The 15631-nt window shown below is 61.9% G+C and carries 12 protein-coding genes; 5 read left to right on the forward strand and 7 right to left on the reverse strand.

Going from position 1 to position 15631, the window contains the following annotated elements:
* Nucleotides 1–86 precede the first annotated feature (86 nt).
* From G520_RS0116850 to edd, 7 genes are all read right to left on the reverse strand, one after another.
* Nucleotides 87–650 (reverse strand): hypothetical protein, encoded by a 564-nt coding sequence (locus G520_RS0116850; protein WP_028536666.1) that lies wholly within the window; start codon nt 648–650, stop codon nt 87–89.
* On the reverse strand, nt 647–1435 hold the full coding sequence (locus G520_RS25765; protein ID WP_028536667.1) for a methyl-accepting chemotaxis protein: 789 nt from the start codon (nt 1433–1435) through the stop codon (nt 647–649). The genes G520_RS0116850 and G520_RS25765 overlap by 4 nt, the downstream gene beginning before the upstream one ends.
* A gap of 56 nt (nt 1436–1491) precedes the next feature.
* Nucleotides 1492–1860 carry a response regulator gene (locus G520_RS0116860; RefSeq protein ID WP_028536668.1) on the reverse strand — a complete coding sequence of 123 codons (369 nt, stop codon included), beginning with the start codon at nt 1858–1860 and terminating at the stop codon, nt 1492–1494.
* Between the two features lie 34 nt (nt 1861–1894).
* A complete protein-coding gene (locus tag G520_RS0116865) occupies nt 1895–2869 on the reverse strand; it encodes a chemotaxis protein CheX (RefSeq protein ID WP_028536669.1) in 975 nt (324 codons plus the stop codon).
* 42 nt (nt 2870–2911) lie between these two features.
* On the reverse strand, nt 2912–5320 hold the full coding sequence (locus G520_RS23305) for an Hpt domain-containing protein (RefSeq protein ID WP_084637691.1): 2409 nt from the start codon (nt 5318–5320) through the stop codon (nt 2912–2914).
* A gap of 646 nt (nt 5321–5966) precedes the next feature.
* Complete coding sequence (locus G520_RS0116875) at nt 5967–6590, reverse strand: bifunctional 4-hydroxy-2-oxoglutarate aldolase/2-dehydro-3-deoxy-phosphogluconate aldolase (protein WP_028536670.1); 624 nt, start codon at nt 6588–6590, stop codon at nt 5967–5969.
* Between the two features lie 2 nt (nt 6591–6592).
* On the reverse strand, nt 6593–8428 hold the full coding sequence (gene edd / locus G520_RS0116880; protein ID WP_028536671.1) for a phosphogluconate dehydratase: 1836 nt from the start codon (nt 8426–8428) through the stop codon (nt 6593–6595).
* A gap of 264 nt (nt 8429–8692) precedes the next feature.
* Here edd and zwf point away from each other — a divergent pair, with 264 nt between their 5' ends.
* The 5 genes from zwf to G520_RS0116905 all read left to right on the forward strand — a co-directional run bounded on the left by zwf (nt 8693) and on the right by G520_RS0116905 (nt 15590).
* Nucleotides 8693–10153, forward strand: coding sequence for a glucose-6-phosphate dehydrogenase (gene zwf / locus G520_RS0116885; protein ID WP_028536672.1), 1461 nt, complete (start codon nt 8693–8695; stop codon nt 10151–10153).
* Between the two features lie 184 nt (nt 10154–10337).
* On the forward strand, nt 10338–11327 hold the full coding sequence (locus G520_RS0116890; protein WP_028536673.1) for a glucokinase: 990 nt from the start codon (nt 10338–10340) through the stop codon (nt 11325–11327).
* Complete coding sequence (gene hexR / locus G520_RS0116895; RefSeq protein ID WP_028536674.1) at nt 11320–12156, forward strand: transcriptional regulator HexR; 837 nt, start codon at nt 11320–11322, stop codon at nt 12154–12156. The genes G520_RS0116890 and hexR overlap by 8 nt, the downstream gene beginning before the upstream one ends.
* A 26-nt stretch (nt 12157–12182) precedes the next feature.
* Nucleotides 12183–13826 (forward strand): glucose-6-phosphate isomerase, encoded by a 1644-nt coding sequence (gene pgi, locus G520_RS0116900; RefSeq protein WP_028536675.1) that lies wholly within the window; start codon nt 12183–12185, stop codon nt 13824–13826.
* A gap of 201 nt (nt 13827–14027) precedes the next feature.
* On the forward strand, nt 14028–15590 hold the full coding sequence (locus G520_RS0116905) for a ShlB/FhaC/HecB family hemolysin secretion/activation protein (protein WP_028536676.1): 1563 nt from the start codon (nt 14028–14030) through the stop codon (nt 15588–15590).
* The last annotated feature ends 41 nt before the right edge of the window (nt 15591–15631 follow it).

Genomic DNA, 15631 nt, shown 5'->3' on the forward strand with positions numbered 1-15631 from the left:
TCTCGCTTCTCCCTAGTGTATTCCTCCTCGATCCCCTGCGCTGCGAATTTGTCTCATTTCCGTCGAAGCGAGCGGCGGAAGCCGCTTCAGAACAGCTCCAGTTCCCCGGCGGAATCGGCCTCTGCCAGACTGCGGTCGACATCGAAATCCAGGGTTTTGTCGCGTGCCGTGCACAGGCAGACGGTAACATTGAAGCGGACGGCCTGCCCGATTTCGACGGCGATGGTTCTGATCCGCTGTGGGGCGAGGATGGCGACGTGGCCGAGGCAGCTGCTTTCCAGTGCGAACGGTGTCGACATGCCTGCGTGCCAGAAGGTGGCGGATAAGCCGCGATTGACTGCACCGCAGATCATATTGACGAGTTCCGCACACGAGTCGAGCAGCGCCTGCCCCTCGAGCGGACGCGGGCTGCGCGACAGGGCGGCCAGATGCGCGGCGGTTGCATCATCCAGTGCGAAGTCGAACATGGCGACCAGGCGGAACTGGTAAGAGGAAATATTCAGCACGATCAACTGGCGCCGGCCTTCGCCGACGAGAGGGGCATCGTGGTGCGAGAGGACGCAGGATTGTCCGCCCTCCGCCAGACTGTTCTCGCGAATGCCCTGCTCGAACAGCCAGTCTATCGCCTCGCAGGCACGGTCGGTGATCATGATGCGCGATCCGCGACGATGGCGGCCAGTATCTTCTCGCTGGTGGCGCCGAGGCCGGACACGGCGGTGCGTATCATCTTGCTGCCGGCCTGCATGTCCTGAAAGGTGGTGATCGTGACCAGATCGTTCTTGTCGAGGTTGCTGCGGTAGTCCTGTGCGAGTTGTGCCGAGGTCAGCGCCAGATCGCGCACGCCATCCGCGACGACGGCGAAGCCCCGTCCCTGTTCGCCTGCGCGCGCCGCTTCGATCGATGCATTGAGCGCCAGCATCACGACGTTTTTCACGATGCGTGCGAAGCCGTCGTTCTGCTCCTTCAGATGGCGGTTATTGGCCAGAATGGCCTGCATCTCGTCGTGCCAGCGCTCAACGGTATGCGCCATGCCCAGCAACAGCTCGACGTCGCGTCTGAGGGTGTCGTGTTCGGCCATCATGTCGGCGCGCAGCCTTGCCAGTTGTGCCTCGTGTTCGTCGCGCAAACCGGCGGCGAGCGCTTCGCGCTCGCGGGTCTGGCGCTCGACCGCAAGCGTCTCGGCGGCTTCGACGTCGCTCTGCCGCTGCACGAGCTGCTCGGCATGCTCGGCTTCGAGCCGGGTGCGCAATGCGGCCAGGCGCGCGTCGACCTCGGCCGGGGGCACGTGATCGCCGAGCGTTTTCAGTCTGCTGTCGCTTTCGTCCAGTCGTGCGCGGCAGGCGCGCAGCGCGCGCGCCCCCCGCCATGCCACCAGCGCCAGGCTGAGCCCCCATGCCGCGCCCAGCGCCAGCCATTGCGTCAGCGTCAGATCCATCTCATATCCATCTGTATTCTCTCTACCGGCGGGAGCTTGCGCACCGGCCTTCGTTGTCAGGCGGTAACCAGTTTCTTGAGCGTAGCCAGTACCGCGCCGCCATTGAACGGTTTGACGATCCAGCCCTTGATCCCGGCGGCCTTGCCGCGTTCCTTCATCGCGGGGCTGTTTTCCGTGGTCAGCATGATCACGTGAACCGCCGCATTCTTCAGTTCGCCGCGGATTTTTTCGGCCATGGTCAGGCCGTCCATATTCGGCATGTTGACGTCGCTGATCACCAGCCGGATAGCCGGATCGGCGCGCAGCTTGTCCAGACCGTCCTTGCCGTCTATCGCCGGGGTAACGGTCAGACCGTTGGATTTCAGAAAGTCGCATACTTCGTTGCGAACGGTGCTGGAGTCGTCGACCATCAGTACTTGTGCCATGAGAGTTCCTTTAACAAGCGTGTCGAACACGCGATCAAAACAGTTCGAGTTCGCCGGAGTCGAATAATGACTCGACGGAAGGATTTTCCCTGAGCTGATCCGGGGACCAGTTGAGGTTGAAGACAAAGCGCTGGTATATCGGTGTCGGCGGTGCGTCGGGGTAATCGCGCTCGCGCAGGGTGTATTTCAGACAGAGTTGCGGGTCGTCCGAGCCGAAGGAGATAAAGCGGCGCTGATGGTTGATGATGATGGGAACCTGGGTCTGCGACAGCGAGGCGGTCTCATGTCCGACGTAGCGGTTCTTGAAAGAACCCCATACCAGATTGGTCGTTTCGCCCAGCACGCTGTTGAGCTCGCGGAAGGTCATCGCCTCGCCTTCTTCGCCCGCGCCGCGCCGCACGACGCCCATCAACGCGTCCTCTTCGGCCTGGAACATCATGTAACCGCGGCACCAGTGGCTTTCGATGGCGATCAGGGTGAACACTTCGCCGTAGATGATGCGGTCCTTGACCAGATACGGTGTCTCGACGTCGATGTCGCAGTTGGCGAACAGCGTTTGCAACGATGCGCGCGTCATCTCGGTGATGCCGCGCACCAGATCGGTCGGATAGACGCGACTGAATATCGAAGCTTCAAGCGTAACGCGCAGATGCTGCAGATCGGCCAGGGTGTAGGCGCAGCGGAACATCGCTGCATCCTTCTCGTTCAGTCCGGCGACATTGGCTACGCCGTCGCGGCGCAGAAATAGCGGCAGCTCGGGCCGCGAGGCGTGGATTTCGCGCGCAAGCTCGATGCCGCCTCCCGTGCGAGCCCCGAAGTGTTCGTACAGCAGAATGCCGCCGAGGTCGACATTGGACTTGAGGATGGCCATGATCCGGGACATGCTTTTCTGTTGCGGGCGTATGCCTATCAGTCCGCATTCGTCGCAGAACGCCTTCAGGCTGGCGAAATGCACGTCGGCGTCGTCCAGTACCAGCACTTTGCTGACCACGCTGTTTCCTTCTCGCATCGATCTACCTTCGTTATTCGTATTGCCGGTTCGTATCCGGCCTCAGGCGCCGGCCACGCTGTTTTGTTGGGCCGGCTTCGCTTCGGCAACACTGGCGGCCGCCGTGGCGGCGCTGCCGGCGCCGGCGTCGACAGCGATGGCAATGTTCTCGGGCAAGCACACCACGGTTTCGAAACGGCGGAAGTCGGCGCCGACCTCCTCGTCCAGAAAGCGCAACGTGATCTGGCCGCCTTCGCGTTTGATGAATGATTGCACCGCGTCCATGCCGACGCCGCGGCCGGAGACTTCGGTGACTTTGGCCGCCGTGGAAAAGCCCGGGCGGAAGATCAGGCGGGCGATTTCTTCGTCGCTCAGTGCGGCATCGGCTTCGATCAGGCCCTTGTCGAGTGCGCGTTCGCGGATGCGCCCAAGTGCCAGGCCGCGGCCGTCATCGCTCATGCGCAGTTGCAATTGCTTGTCGACCACATTCATCGCCAGGCGTATGGTCCCGGCGACCGGTTTTCCCAGGGCGACCCGTTCATCGGGCGACTCCAGACCGTGGTCCATCGAGTTGCGGAACAGATGCATGAATACGTTCTTCAGCGTCCCCGAAGCCTGGTTGCGGACGACATAGCCGTTGTCGACGATTTTGACCAGCGGGGTTTCCTTGCCCAACTCGTCGGCAAGCGATGGCAGCGATTCGAGCAGGCCGGCCAGCGTCTCTTCGATCTCTTCGGTACCGAGCAGGCGCAGTATCTTGTGCACGGCATTGCGGGCCGCGATCAGCTCGTGCAGATTGCCGGTATTGACGGTCTCCAGGCGATGCAGGGTTTCCTGTATCTGCGCTTTTTCCACCATCAGGTAGCGCTCGATGCTGCCGCGACGGCCCGGCCCCTTGCGCCCGAGGCTGACTTCGTTGATGCGTGCATAGCGATCGATGGCCGCGCGCACGCCGGCCAGCTCTTCGCGCAGGCTGGCCGGGTCCCAGGCGATATCGGGATTGGGCTTGCGCAAGGCATCGTAAGTCTGTTCGGCTTCGTGCACGATATTGGTCAGGTTGTGCAGCCCGTAGGTACGGGCATTGCCTTTGATGGTGTGCATATTGCGGAACAGCTGCGCGATCGTTTCGCTATCGTGCTTCGCGTGTTCGCGGATCAACTGTTCGTTCTCGTCGACGAATTTGATCGCGCCGGCGATGAACTCGTGGAATTTATCCTGGCTGACCGCGAGGATCTCACCAATGATTTCCAGTTCGCGCTTCTGTTCATTGGCTTCCGCCGCCAGTTTTCTCAGTTCGGTGACATCGCGTACGCACAGGATAAGGCGCACGACGGTGTCGGCATCGTCGGTAATGGGGGACCAGTTCAGGTCGAGAATCTTGACGCGTCCGTCCGGCATGCGCTTCTCGATTTCGCCGACCAGCAGATGCTCGTTGAATTCGTAGTTCATCACGTCTTCGCCGATGCAGGAGCCTACGGCAGCATCGATCTGCGACAGGATGTCGGAACCGAGGGTGGTGTCACTGAAAACCAGATCCGGCAGGGTGCGGCCCGCTATATCGCGGGTCTCGAGTATGCTCTCCAGATGGGCGGAATACTCGTGGTGAATCAGGCCGCCCTCGGTGAGGGTCAAGATCCCCTGCGGGATGTTTTGCAGCATGGTCTGGATATCGTTGGTTTTCTGCTTCAGCAGGATCGAGTTTTCTTCGATCTTGGCGATCATGGTGTTGAAGGCGATGATCGATTTGCCAATTTCATCCTGCTGATCGACCGGCACGCGGCGGGTGAAGTCCTGGCTGGTTGCGATCTCGCTCATCATGTGCTGCATGCGGCTGATGGGACGCGTGATCTGGCGGTATAGCAGGATGCCCATGGTGAACAGTGCCAGCACGGTGATCAGGGTGACCCCGGACAAGGTGGTGACCGTGCGTGACAGATTCTGGTTCAGTGCCGCGGTCGCGGCATCGGTGCTGCGGCTCTTTTCAACACGCAGGGCCTGGATGTTCTGTTGCAGATTGACCTGGTATTGCGAGACGCCGGCGTAGAAGGTGGCGTTGGCCAGATCGTTCTTGCCGGCCAGTTTGAAGCGGGCGGCGTCGTCGATAGACGAAAAATAGTCTTGCAGCGAATCGTGTGCTTCTTGTATCAGCCCGCGCTGCGTGGCGCTGTCGGCATGTTTGAGCTGGTAGTCCAGCCCGGCCTGCAGTCGAGCCTTGCCGGCGGTCAGTTGTTCCTGTGCCTGCTGGGCGATGTTCTGGTCGGGCGCTGCGATCAGATTCATCGTCGCCAACTGCACATCCTTGAGCTGTGCGACGAGATCGGATGAGGCCAGCGTGCTGGGGACGATGCCTTCTGTAACGGTCTTGACTTCGGATGCGTTGCCGCGCGACTGGAATACGGCGTAGCCGCCGATGGCAGAAATAGCGACAAAACTCAGGACGACCAGCATTGTAATGCGGTGTCGGATATTCATTTCACTTACACCCCCAAGGCGTAGTCGGCCGGGGTCTCACTTGAAAATGAGGGGGAAAAACCCCGGGCAACTCGTTGGTAAAGTTACGAATGACGAACCCGCATTCTTTCAGGGGGAGATGAAAGAAATGTGAAATGGCGAATTTATCGTCCAGGCTCCGGGCCGCGAGTGCTTATTTTTTGATCTGGCTGCGCATCGATACGCGCATGTCACTATGTGATGGTTGAGGATATGACGAGCCGCGCCGCAAGCCGCGTTTGGCAAGGCGGGATGCCGGTCGATATCGCGCCATCTGTTCGTTCGCAGCCGGGTCCGAACGTCGAGCCGCACACTCGCTTTCTCGCTCGAAGCGGAGCTTGCCATGCCGATTTCCAGGCGTTTTCACCCGCATGGCGCCGCTTGTCCTGCGGGTGCGACGCAAGCCGGGACCACGGGCCGGCGGGGGCTGCATCGCCCGGCAGCGCTTCGGCTTGGTATGGTACGCCAGTGCCCCTCTGCCCGATGGCGCGCGATACGCACGAACGGATGGGCGCCCATTCCGGAGCACGCCGGTGTCCGGGCTGATGGCGGCGGCACAGGCCGGCGCAAAAAAAGGCCTCCCGTGGGAGGCCTCTGGTGCAATCCGCGGCATGCGCCGCCGCCGCGCTTACTTCTTCAATGCGCTGGCTTCGCGTGCCAGGGTGGTGATGCGTGCCCAGTCGTGGGCGGCGACCGCATCGTCCGGGGTCAGCCAGGAGCCGCCGACGCACAATACGTTCTTCAGCGCCAGGTAGTCGGGCGCCTTGGCCAGGTCGATGCCGCCGGTCGGGCAGAAGCGCAGGTCGGGCAGCGGGCCGCTCAGCGACTTCAGCAGCTTGATGCCGCCAACGGCTTCGGCCGGGAACAGCTTCTGGTACAGGAAGCCTTCATCCTGAGCGCGCATGGCTTCGGATATGGTGGCGACGCCCGGTACCAGGGTCATTTCGCTGCAGCGCGAAGCGGCGGCGAGTTCGGCGGTCAGCCCCGGGCTGATGCCGAACATCGCGCCGGCATCGGCGGCGGCTTCGAAATGAGCGCGGTTGCGCAGCGTGCCGGCGCCGACGATGGCATCGGGCACTTCGTCGCGCATGCGGCGGATGGCAGCCAGAGCCGCCTTGGTGCGCAAGGTCACTTCCAGCACGCGGATTCCGCCTTCGACCAGGGCATGTGCCAGGTCGACGGCGACAGCGGCGTCATTGATAACGATGACCGGAACGACCGGACCCTGGCGCAACAGAGTTAATGCATCCATTTTCAATCTCTCCAAAGCGGGTGGCTGAAGCTCATCGCACCCTGTTCTGCGGCATCGGCGGTGTTGCGGAATACCGCAAACAGTTCGCGACCGACGCCAAAATCATTATGGGACATATCCACATGCACGGCCTCGCGCGTAGCCCATTCCTCGGCCGGAACCACGACTTCGAGGGTTCCCGCTTCCGAGTCCAGACGCACGATGTCGCCATCGCGCACCTTGGCGATCGGGCCGCCCGCCAGCGCTTCCGGGCTGACGTGGATCGCTGCGGGCACCTTGCCCGACGCACCCGACATGCGGCCGTCGGTGACCAGGGCCACCTTGAAGCCGCGTTCCATCAGGATGGCCAGCGCCGGAGTCAGTTTATGCAGTTCCGGCATGCCATTGGCGCGCGGACCCTGGAAGCGGATGACGGCTACGAAATCCTTTTCCAGCTCGCCGCGCTTGAAAGCGTCCAGCAAATCGTTCTGATCGTGGAACACGACCGCGGGCGCTTCCACGATACGATACTCCGGTTTTACCGCAGAAACCTTGATCACGGACCGTCCCATGTTGCCTGAGAGTACGCGCAGGCCGCCGTCGACGGCAAACGGTTCGCTGGCAGGACGGATGACGTCGCGATCGAGGGGAGCGGCAACGGCCGGGCGCCAGGCGAGCTTGCCGTCGGCGAGCCAGGGTTCTTCCGCATAGCGGCGCAGCCCGTGGCCGACTACAGTGTTGACGTCTTCATGCAACAGGCCGGCGTCGAGCAGTTCGCGGATCACATAAGCCATGCCGCCGGCGGCATGGAAATGATTCACGTCGGCCTTGCCGTTCGGGTAGACGCGGGTCAGCGAAGGAATGATCGCGGAGAGGGCGTCGAAATCATCCCAGTTGATGTCGATGCCGGCGGCGCGGGCGATCGCGACCAGGTGCATGGTGTGGTTGGTCGAGCCGCCGGTGGCCATCAGGCCGACGATGGCGTTGACGATGACTTTTTCGTCGACAATGTCGGCGATCGGGGTGAATTGCTTGCCCTCGGCCGAGATGGCGACAGCCTGGCGTGCGGCTTCGCGCGTCAGCGCTTCGCGCAGCGGGGTGTTCGGGTTGACGAAGGCGGCGCCCGGCAGATGCAGGCCCATGATTTCCATCAGCATCTGGTTGGAGTTGGCAGTACCGTAGAAGGTACAGGTCCCCGCACCGTGGTAGGACTGCGCTTCGGACTCGAGCAGCGCGTCGCGTCCGACCTTGCCTTCGGCGTACAGCTGGCGGGTCTTGGCTTTTTCGTCGTTGCTGATGCCGCTGGTCATCGGGCCGGCGGGAACGAAGACTGCAGGCAGGTGGCCGAAGGTCAGTGCGCCTATCATCAGGCCCGGAATGATCTTGTCACAGACGCCGAGGTAGAGGACGGCATCGAACATCAGATGCGACAGGGCGACGGCGGTGCTCATGGCGATCACGTCGCGAGAGAACAGCGACAGCTCCATGCCGGGTTGACCCTGCGTCACACCGTCGCACATGGCCGGCACGCCGCCGGCGAACTGGGCGGTGGCGCCGACCTTGAGCGCTTCTTCCTTGATCCAGGCCGGGAACATATCCAGCGGCTGGTGTGCCGACAGCATGTCGTTGTAAGCGGAAACAATGGCCAGGTTGGGAAGCGTCGCTTCCTTCAAGCGGATCTTGGTCTCGTTCGGCATCGCGGCGAACGCGTGTGCCTGGTTGGTGCAGGATAATTGCGACCGTTCGACCTTGCCCTTGAGGGTGGCGGAACGGATGCGGTCCAGATAGGCAGTGCGTGTTCTACGGCTGCGTTCGATAATGCGGTCAGTGACGTCGACGAGGACGGGATGTTTGGCCATGGTATAACCCCGTGGAAGGTAGTATTTAGATGGTAATTTTACTACAGTCAAAAAGCAAGGCGAATCCCCTTTAATGCCTGTGGGATTGTGGATATCTTTGTTAACGTCCTTGATTTTATTGGCTTGTAGGTATTTGGTACATCAAGTCTCACAGAAATGAATGTTCGTTTCCTTGATCTATCTCCAATAGACAGGGCGTTTTCGAGTGGTAATATAACTACATCGAGCCCCTCATTTACTATGGATACCATTATGCGTACTGGAATTGACAACACTCCGGCTTTTGACATGGTGCTGTTTGGCAGCACCGGCGATCTCGTCATGCGCAAGCTTCTGCCCTCCTTGTACCAGGCGCATGCGGCCGGCCTCTTGAATGAAAACGGACGCATCCTGTGTCTGGGACGCAAGCAAATCTCGCTCGACGAATACCTGGAGCTGGTTGAAACCAATTCGCGCCAGCACGTCAAGGCCAAGAGCGAGGAAAGCTGGAAAGAATTCCTCACGCGCGTCGACTATCTCAAGGTCGATGCCGGCACCGGTTCCGACTACCCGGCCCTGGCCGAGTGGGTTGGCCCGGATACGCAGAAGAGCGTTGTCTGCTACCTGTCGCTGGCTCCGGAGCTGTTCACCGTCTGCTGCGAACACCTGGCTGCCGTCGGCCTGAACCGCGACAACGTCCGCGTCGTCCTGGAAAAGCCGCTGGGTACCGACCTCGAATCGTCCAACGCGATCAACGAAGCCGTCGCCAAGCACTTCAAGGAAGAACAGCTCTACCGTATCGACCACTACCTTGGCAAAGAGTCGGTTCAGAACCTGATGGCCATCCGCTTCGGCAACGCCTTGTTCGAACCGCTGTGGCGTCGCGAGTGGGTCCATGATGTTCAGATCACCATCGCCGAAGACCTCGGCGTCGAAGGCCGTGGCGATTTCTACGACGGTACCGGCGCTCTGCGCGACATGATCCAGAACCACCTGCTGCAATTGCTGTGCATCGTCGCGATGGAACCGCCGGCCAATATGAGCGCCGACGCCGTCCGCGACGAAAAGCTCAAAGTACTCAAGGCCCTGCGCCCGTTCACCAGCAACGAAGACGTGGCCAGCAACACGGTCCGCGGCCAGTACAAATCCGGTGCCGTCAACGGCAAGCCGGTCAAGGCCTACCGCGAAGAGAAGAACGTACCCGCCGACAGCCAGACCGAAACGTTCGTTGCCATCAAGGCCGAAATCGAAAACTGGCGCTGGGCCGGTGTTCCGTTCTACCTGCGTACCGGCAAGCACTTGCAGGAACGTCTGGCGGAAATCGTCATCAACTTCCGCGACGTGCCGTATCAATTGTTCCCCAGCCCGGTCGGCAGCAACACCGCCAACCGTCTGGTGATCAGCCTGCAGCCGGACGAAAGCATCCGCATGCACTTCCTGGCCAAGGAACCGGGCGACACCATGCGCCTGCAACCGGCTTTCCTGAACCTCGACTTCAACCAGGCCTTCTCCGTGCGTCGCGCCGACGCCTACGAACGTCTGCTGCTCGACGTGATTCGCGGGCAGCTGGCTCTGTTCATGCGTCGTGACGAGCTGATCGAAGCCTGGCGCTGGGTCACCCCGATCATGGAGGCCTGGAAGCACTCCACCGTACCGCCGAAGCTGTACACTTCCGGCACCTGGGGTCCGGCGGCATCCAGCGCGCTGCTGTCGCGCGACGGCGTGTCCTGGCACGAAGAAAGCTGATACGGAGCGGGGGGCTGGCGTGTGCGATGCGCCAGCTTCCTGTTCTTGATAGTAGTTCCAAACTCCCTGCGCCGCTGGTGTAAACCGGTGGCCGCGGGAGTGGCGTCACCCGGTCGGGGAGCGTCTCTCCGGCCGCTGCGCCTTTTCACTGTACCCATTTCCGATTGAACCGAGGTTGCTCTCGATGTCACTTGAGCCAAGCTATCCACGTCTACTCGCCGATATCGGCGGAACCAATGCCCGTTTTGCCCTGGAAACGTCGGCCGGCGTTCTCGAAAAAATCGAGGTCTTGCCGGGAGCGGACTATCCGACGCTCGAAGCGGCGTTGCGCACCTATCTGCAAGGTGCCGGAGCGGGAGGGAAGGTGAGACACGCGGCCATCGGCATCGCGAATCCGGTGACGGGCGACTGGGTGCAGATGACCAACCACCACTGGGGTTTCTCCATCGAGGCCACGCGGCTGGCCGCGGGGCTCGACACACTGGTCGTCATCAATGATTTCACCGCCCTTGCGCTGTCGCTGCCGCATTTGCCGGCGGACGAATTGCGCCAGGTCGGAGGTGGCAGCGCCCGGCCCAATGCGGTGATGGGCTTGATCGGCCCCGGTACCGGGCTCGGCGTTTCCGGCCTGATCCCGGACGGTGCCGGCGCGTATACGGCGCTGGCGGGCGAAGGCGGGCATGTGAGTTTTGCGCCGTTCGACGAACGCGAACTGGCCGTCTGGCGGTTTGCGCGCGAACGGCACGAGCATGTTTCGGCAGAACGGCTGCTGTCCGGGCCGGGTCTGGTCCTGATACACGAAGCGCTATGCCATCTTGCGGGCGAGGCGTATATGCCGGCGACGGCGGCGGAGGTCACCCGCCGTGCGCTGGAGGGCGAGTCCGTGCGTTGCCGCGAGGCGGTGGAAGTGTTCTGTGCGATGCTGGGCGGAGCGGCCGGCAATCTGGCGTTGACGCTGGGTTCGGTCGGCGGCGTTTATATCGGTGGCGGCATCGTGCCGAGGCTGGGCGAGCTGTTCCTGTCTTCGCCCTTCCGCTCGCGCTTTGAGGACAAAGGACGTTTCTCGGGCTATCTGGCCGCGATTCCCGTGTTTCTGATCGAAAGCCGGTACCCGGCCCTGATCGGGGCGGGGGCGGCTCTGTCGGCCCGTCTCGGGAAGGTGCAGCATGCTTGAACGTATCCGCTTGCAGTTGTCCGAGCTCTCCGGTGCCGAGCGCAAAGTTGCGGAATTGGTCCTGGTGCAGCCGTACACTGTCATGCAGGCGGCCGTTGCCGACATTGCCCGCAACGCCGGGGTCAGTCAGCCGACGGTGATCCGCTTCTGCCGCTCCATGGGGTGTTCGGGTCTTCCCGACTTCAAGCTCAAGCTGGCGGGGAGTCTGGTAACCGGAGTACCCTATGTGCATTCCAGCGTTCGACCGGAAGATCCGACCTCCGAGATCGCGGCCAAGGTATTCGACAACACGGTGTCGGCACTGATCAAGTGCCGCAACGATGTCAGCCCGGCGGCAGTGGCCGAGGCGGTCGAATTGCTGTCTCACGCCAAACGGGTCGAATTCTACGGGCTTGGCAATTCGGGCATCATCGCGCAGGATGCCCAACACAAATTCTTCCGTTATGGCATCCCCACTGTTGCCTACGCGGATACTCATATCCAGGCCATGGCGGCGTCCCTCCTCACGGAGGGCGATGTGCTGGTGGCGATATCCAATTCCGGTCGCTCGCTGGAATTGCTGGATGCGGTGGACGAGGCGCTGCATGGCGGCGCCCGTGTGGTGGCTATCACGCGCGGCGGTTCCCCGCTCGCTCGCAAGGCGACTGTGACGCTGGTTGCCGATGCGCCCGAGGATGCCGAAACCTATAGCCCCATGCTGTCCCGTATCGTCCACCTGGTATTGATCGATATCCTGGCGGTCGGTGTGGCCTTGCAGCGTGGTCCGGGTCTGATTACACAGCTGGAAAAAACCAAGCACAGTCTGAGGAGTCGACGGCTGCGCGAATAAACAGACGAAAACTGAGGCGATGTATCATGAGTGTATTGACCGAGTTACCTGCCTGGCAATCGCTATGGCAGCATTTTTCCGAGACGCGCCATCTGCATATGCGGGATCAATTCCTGAATGATCCCGAGCGCGCCGAACGGTATTTCCTCGAAGTCGGCGACGTTTTTCTCGACTATTCCAAAAACCGCATCAATGACGAGACCATCCGCCTGCTGATGCAGCTTGCCCACGAAGCCGGCTTGCCTGACAAGCTCAAGGCGATGTTCAAGGGCGAAAAAATAAATACCACGGAGAACCGCGCCGTTCTGCACGTCGCACTGCGCAATCGCACCAATTCGCCGATCATGGTCGACGGAGAAGATGTGATGCCGAAAGTGAACAGCGTGCTCGACCGCATGGGCCGCTTTTCGCATGCAGTGCGTTCCGGCGAATGGCTCGGTTATACCAATCAGCCCATTACCGACGTGGTCAATATCGGCATCGGCGGTTCCGACCTCGGTCCGTTGATGGTCTGCAGCGCGCTCAAGCCCTACGGCCACCCGCGCATGAATATGCATTTCGTCTCGAATGTGGACGGTGCGCAGTTGAAGGAAACGCTGAAGAAAGTCCATCCAGAGACCACACTATTCGTGGTGGCCTCCAAGACTTTCACGACGCAGGAAACCCTGACCAATGCGCTGACGGCCCGCGAGTGGTTCCTCCGCCATGCCGACGACGAGAAGAACGTCGCGAAACATTTCGTCGCCGTTTCGACCAACCAGAAAGCGGTGGCCGATTTCGGCATCGACCCGGCCAATATGTTCGAGTTCTGGGACTGGGTCGGCGGACGCTACAGCCTGTGGTCGGCGATCGGTTTGCCCATCATGCTTTATCTGGGCGTGGAGAATTTCACCGAGCTGCTCAATGGCGCCCACATCATGGACCAGCATTTCCGCAACGCGCCGCTGGAAGCGAACATGCCGGTGCTGTTGGGCATGCTGGGCGTGTGGTACATCAATTTCTACGGCGGCGGCAGCCACGTCATCGCACCTTACGACCAGTATCTGCATCGCTTGCCCGCCTTCATCCAGCAGCTGGACATGGAGTCCAACGGCAAACAGGTCATGCATGACGGTCAGTCGGTCGATTTCGAGACCGCTCCCATCATCTGGGGCGAGACCGGCATCAATGGCCAGCATGCCTTCTTCCAGCTGCTGCATCAGGGTACGCACGTATCGCCGATCGACTTGATCGCTTCGCTGGAAAGACGGGCCTCGCTGCCGGGGCACCATGAAATCCTGCTGGCCAATGTCTTCGCCCAGGCCGAGGCCTTCATGCGCGGCAAGACCGCGGACGAGGTGCGTGCCGAATTGTCCGGCCAGGGCATGGGCAAAGAGGCGATGGAGGCGCTGGTGCCGCACAAGGTATTTGGCGGCAACCGGCCGACCAATACCCTGCTGATTTCGCGTTTGTCGCCGCGCAACCTCGGTTCGCTGATCGCCTTGTATGAGCACAAGATCTTCGTGCAGGGCGTGATCTGGAATATCAACAGTTTTGACCAGTGGGGGGTGGAGCTCGGCAAGCAGTTGGCGAAAACCATCCACGGCGAACTGACCGATAAGCTGCCGCCGGCCACGCACGATAGTTCGACGGCCAAACTCATCGACTTGTTCCGCCGCTACAATGCCTGATCGACCGTCGCCGCCGGCTCATGCCGGCGGCGACGGTTTTTTCCGTCGTCCTCTTCTCCCCGGATTTTTCCCGTCTGTTTCGCAAATACCACGACTTATGCGGCAAGAATGAGAATGTGTATCATTCTCTGGACGCTCTGCCGCGTGCCCGATATCGTCGTCTGATAGCAACCCTCATCTAATAAAACAATGGTTAGATCGATGACAACGGTTTTCGAATCGGTGCTCGCGCCCGGCTGCCTGGCCTTGTTCGCCCTCGGTGGCGCCGTGGCGCAGACACTCCCCGACGCCGATCCACGCCGCAGCGAAGAGGAGGTGCGCGAGGGAGGGGCCGAGTGCCTGGCGGTGACGCGCGTTCGCATCGTCGGTGTTCATGCCCTGCCGAGGCCCGCAGTCGACGCCCTGCAGCCCGAAGACGGCAGCTGCCTGTCGCGCAAAGCCCTCAATGTCCTGCTGCGAAGTCTGAGCGCGCTCTATCTGCAGCGTGGCCATGTTGCCGCGCGGGTGCTGCCGCAGCCGGTCGCGGCCGATGGCGAACTCGTGCTCAGGGTCGATGAAGGGCGGGTCGTGCGAATGGAGGCGTCGTCGGCCAGGGGCGACGTTGCCGCCCTTTTCCCCGACGCGCTGGGCAAGCCGCTGGATCTGCGGGCGCTGGAACAGGGCCTCGATCAGGCCAATCGCCTGCCGACGGTGGCGATGCATGCGCGCGTGAATCCGGTTCCGGGCGGAGTCGAGCTCGCGATCGATGAACGATCCACCGGCGGCAGGCACGGCTTCATCGCGCTCGATAACGGCGGCGAACCGGCTACCGGCGTCGTGCAGGGCACGCTCAGTTTCGGCATCGACAATCCGGGCGGCGTCTACGATGCCGCCGGCGTCAGCGTCGGGCAGACGCTGGATCGCTTGCCCGGACACCGGCGGCGCTCGCTGGCGTTGTATTACTCGCGTCCTTACGGCTATTGGACGACGAGTCTGGCAGCCGGATGGTCCGATTATTACAACCGGCAGCGCCTGATCTACCACACGGTTGCGCTGAGCGGACAGACCGCATCCGCCAGCGTGAAGCTGGAGCGCGTGCTATGGCGCGATGCAGAACATATCGACGGTTTCTCTCTGCAACTGACGCATAAGCGACTGCGCCACTATCTGATGGACGAACTGCGCGAGCTGGCCAGCCCGACACTGACGGTGGCGGGGGCCGGATATACGAAGCGGCGAGTCTTCGCGCGGGGCGAAGTATCCGTCCGCGGCGGGCTGGAGCGCGGCGTGGGCTGGCTGGGGGCGAGGCAGCCGCATGGGGGCATAGAGGGGGCGCCCGTCGCGCGCTTCAACAAATGGGTGTTCGGCATCGACACCGATTTCAGTTTCGCAGGCGGCACCTTGAGCAGCCGCTTCGACTGGCAGGCGAGCCGCGATGCCCTGCCGGCGGCCGAGCAAATGGAAATCACCGCGCCGGGGGCGATACGCGGGCATGCGCGCAATCCGCTGGCCGGCGAATCGGGCTGGTTCTGGCGCAATACCCTGCAATACCGCATTGCGACGGCACAGGGCGGGCTGCTGCCGCGTCTTGGCCTGGATGCGGGCCGCGTGCTGTGGCATGGCGCCCGGCCTCCGTGGCGGGGCGCCAGCGGCGCGAGCGCCGGCCTCGGCCTGCTGCACGGCAGGATCAGCATGGATCTCGAATATAGCCGTCCACTCGGGCGGCCGTCCGGTTTTGTCGCGGAGGGGCACCGGCTGCTGGCCGGTGTCGCCTGGCTCTATTGAGCCGGGTACGGCAATGCAACGCGCGTAGACGCGTGGGCAGC

Origin of the sequence: Paludibacterium yongneupense DSM 18731 (genome assembly GCF_000422925.1) — a bacterium.
Lineage (GTDB): Bacteria > Pseudomonadota > Gammaproteobacteria > Burkholderiales > Chromobacteriaceae > Paludibacterium > Paludibacterium yongneupense.

Coding starts and splice junctions, on each gene's coding strand:
- G520_RS0116850 (WP_028536666.1), bottom strand. CDS start 650: ATGATCACCGACCGTGCCTGCGAGGCGATAGACTGGCTGTTCGAGCAG.
- G520_RS25765 (WP_028536667.1), bottom strand. CDS start 1,435: ATGGATCTGACGCTGACGCAATGGCTGGCGCTGGGCGCGGCATGGGGG.
- G520_RS0116860 (WP_028536668.1), bottom strand. CDS start 1,860: ATGGCACAAGTACTGATGGTCGACGACTCCAGCACCGTTCGCAACGAA.
- G520_RS0116865 (WP_028536669.1), bottom strand. CDS start 2,869: ATGCGAGAAGGAAACAGCGTGGTCAGCAAAGTGCTGGTACTGGACGAC.
- G520_RS23305 (WP_084637691.1), bottom strand. CDS start 5,320: ATGAATATCCGACACCGCATTACAATGCTGGTCGTCCTGAGTTTTGTC.
- G520_RS0116875 (WP_028536670.1), bottom strand. CDS start 6,590: ATGGATGCATTAACTCTGTTGCGCCAGGGTCCGGTCGTTCCGGTCATC.
- edd (WP_028536671.1), bottom strand. CDS start 8,428: ATGGCCAAACATCCCGTCCTCGTCGACGTCACTGACCGCATTATCGAA.
- G520_RS0116890 (WP_028536673.1), top strand. CDS start 10,338: ATGTCACTTGAGCCAAGCTATCCACGTCTACTCGCCGATATCGGCGGA.
- hexR (WP_028536674.1), top strand. CDS start 11,320: ATGCTTGAACGTATCCGCTTGCAGTTGTCCGAGCTCTCCGGTGCCGAG.
- pgi (WP_028536675.1), top strand. CDS start 12,183: ATGAGTGTATTGACCGAGTTACCTGCCTGGCAATCGCTATGGCAGCAT.
- G520_RS0116905 (WP_028536676.1), top strand. CDS start 14,028: ATGACAACGGTTTTCGAATCGGTGCTCGCGCCCGGCTGCCTGGCCTTG.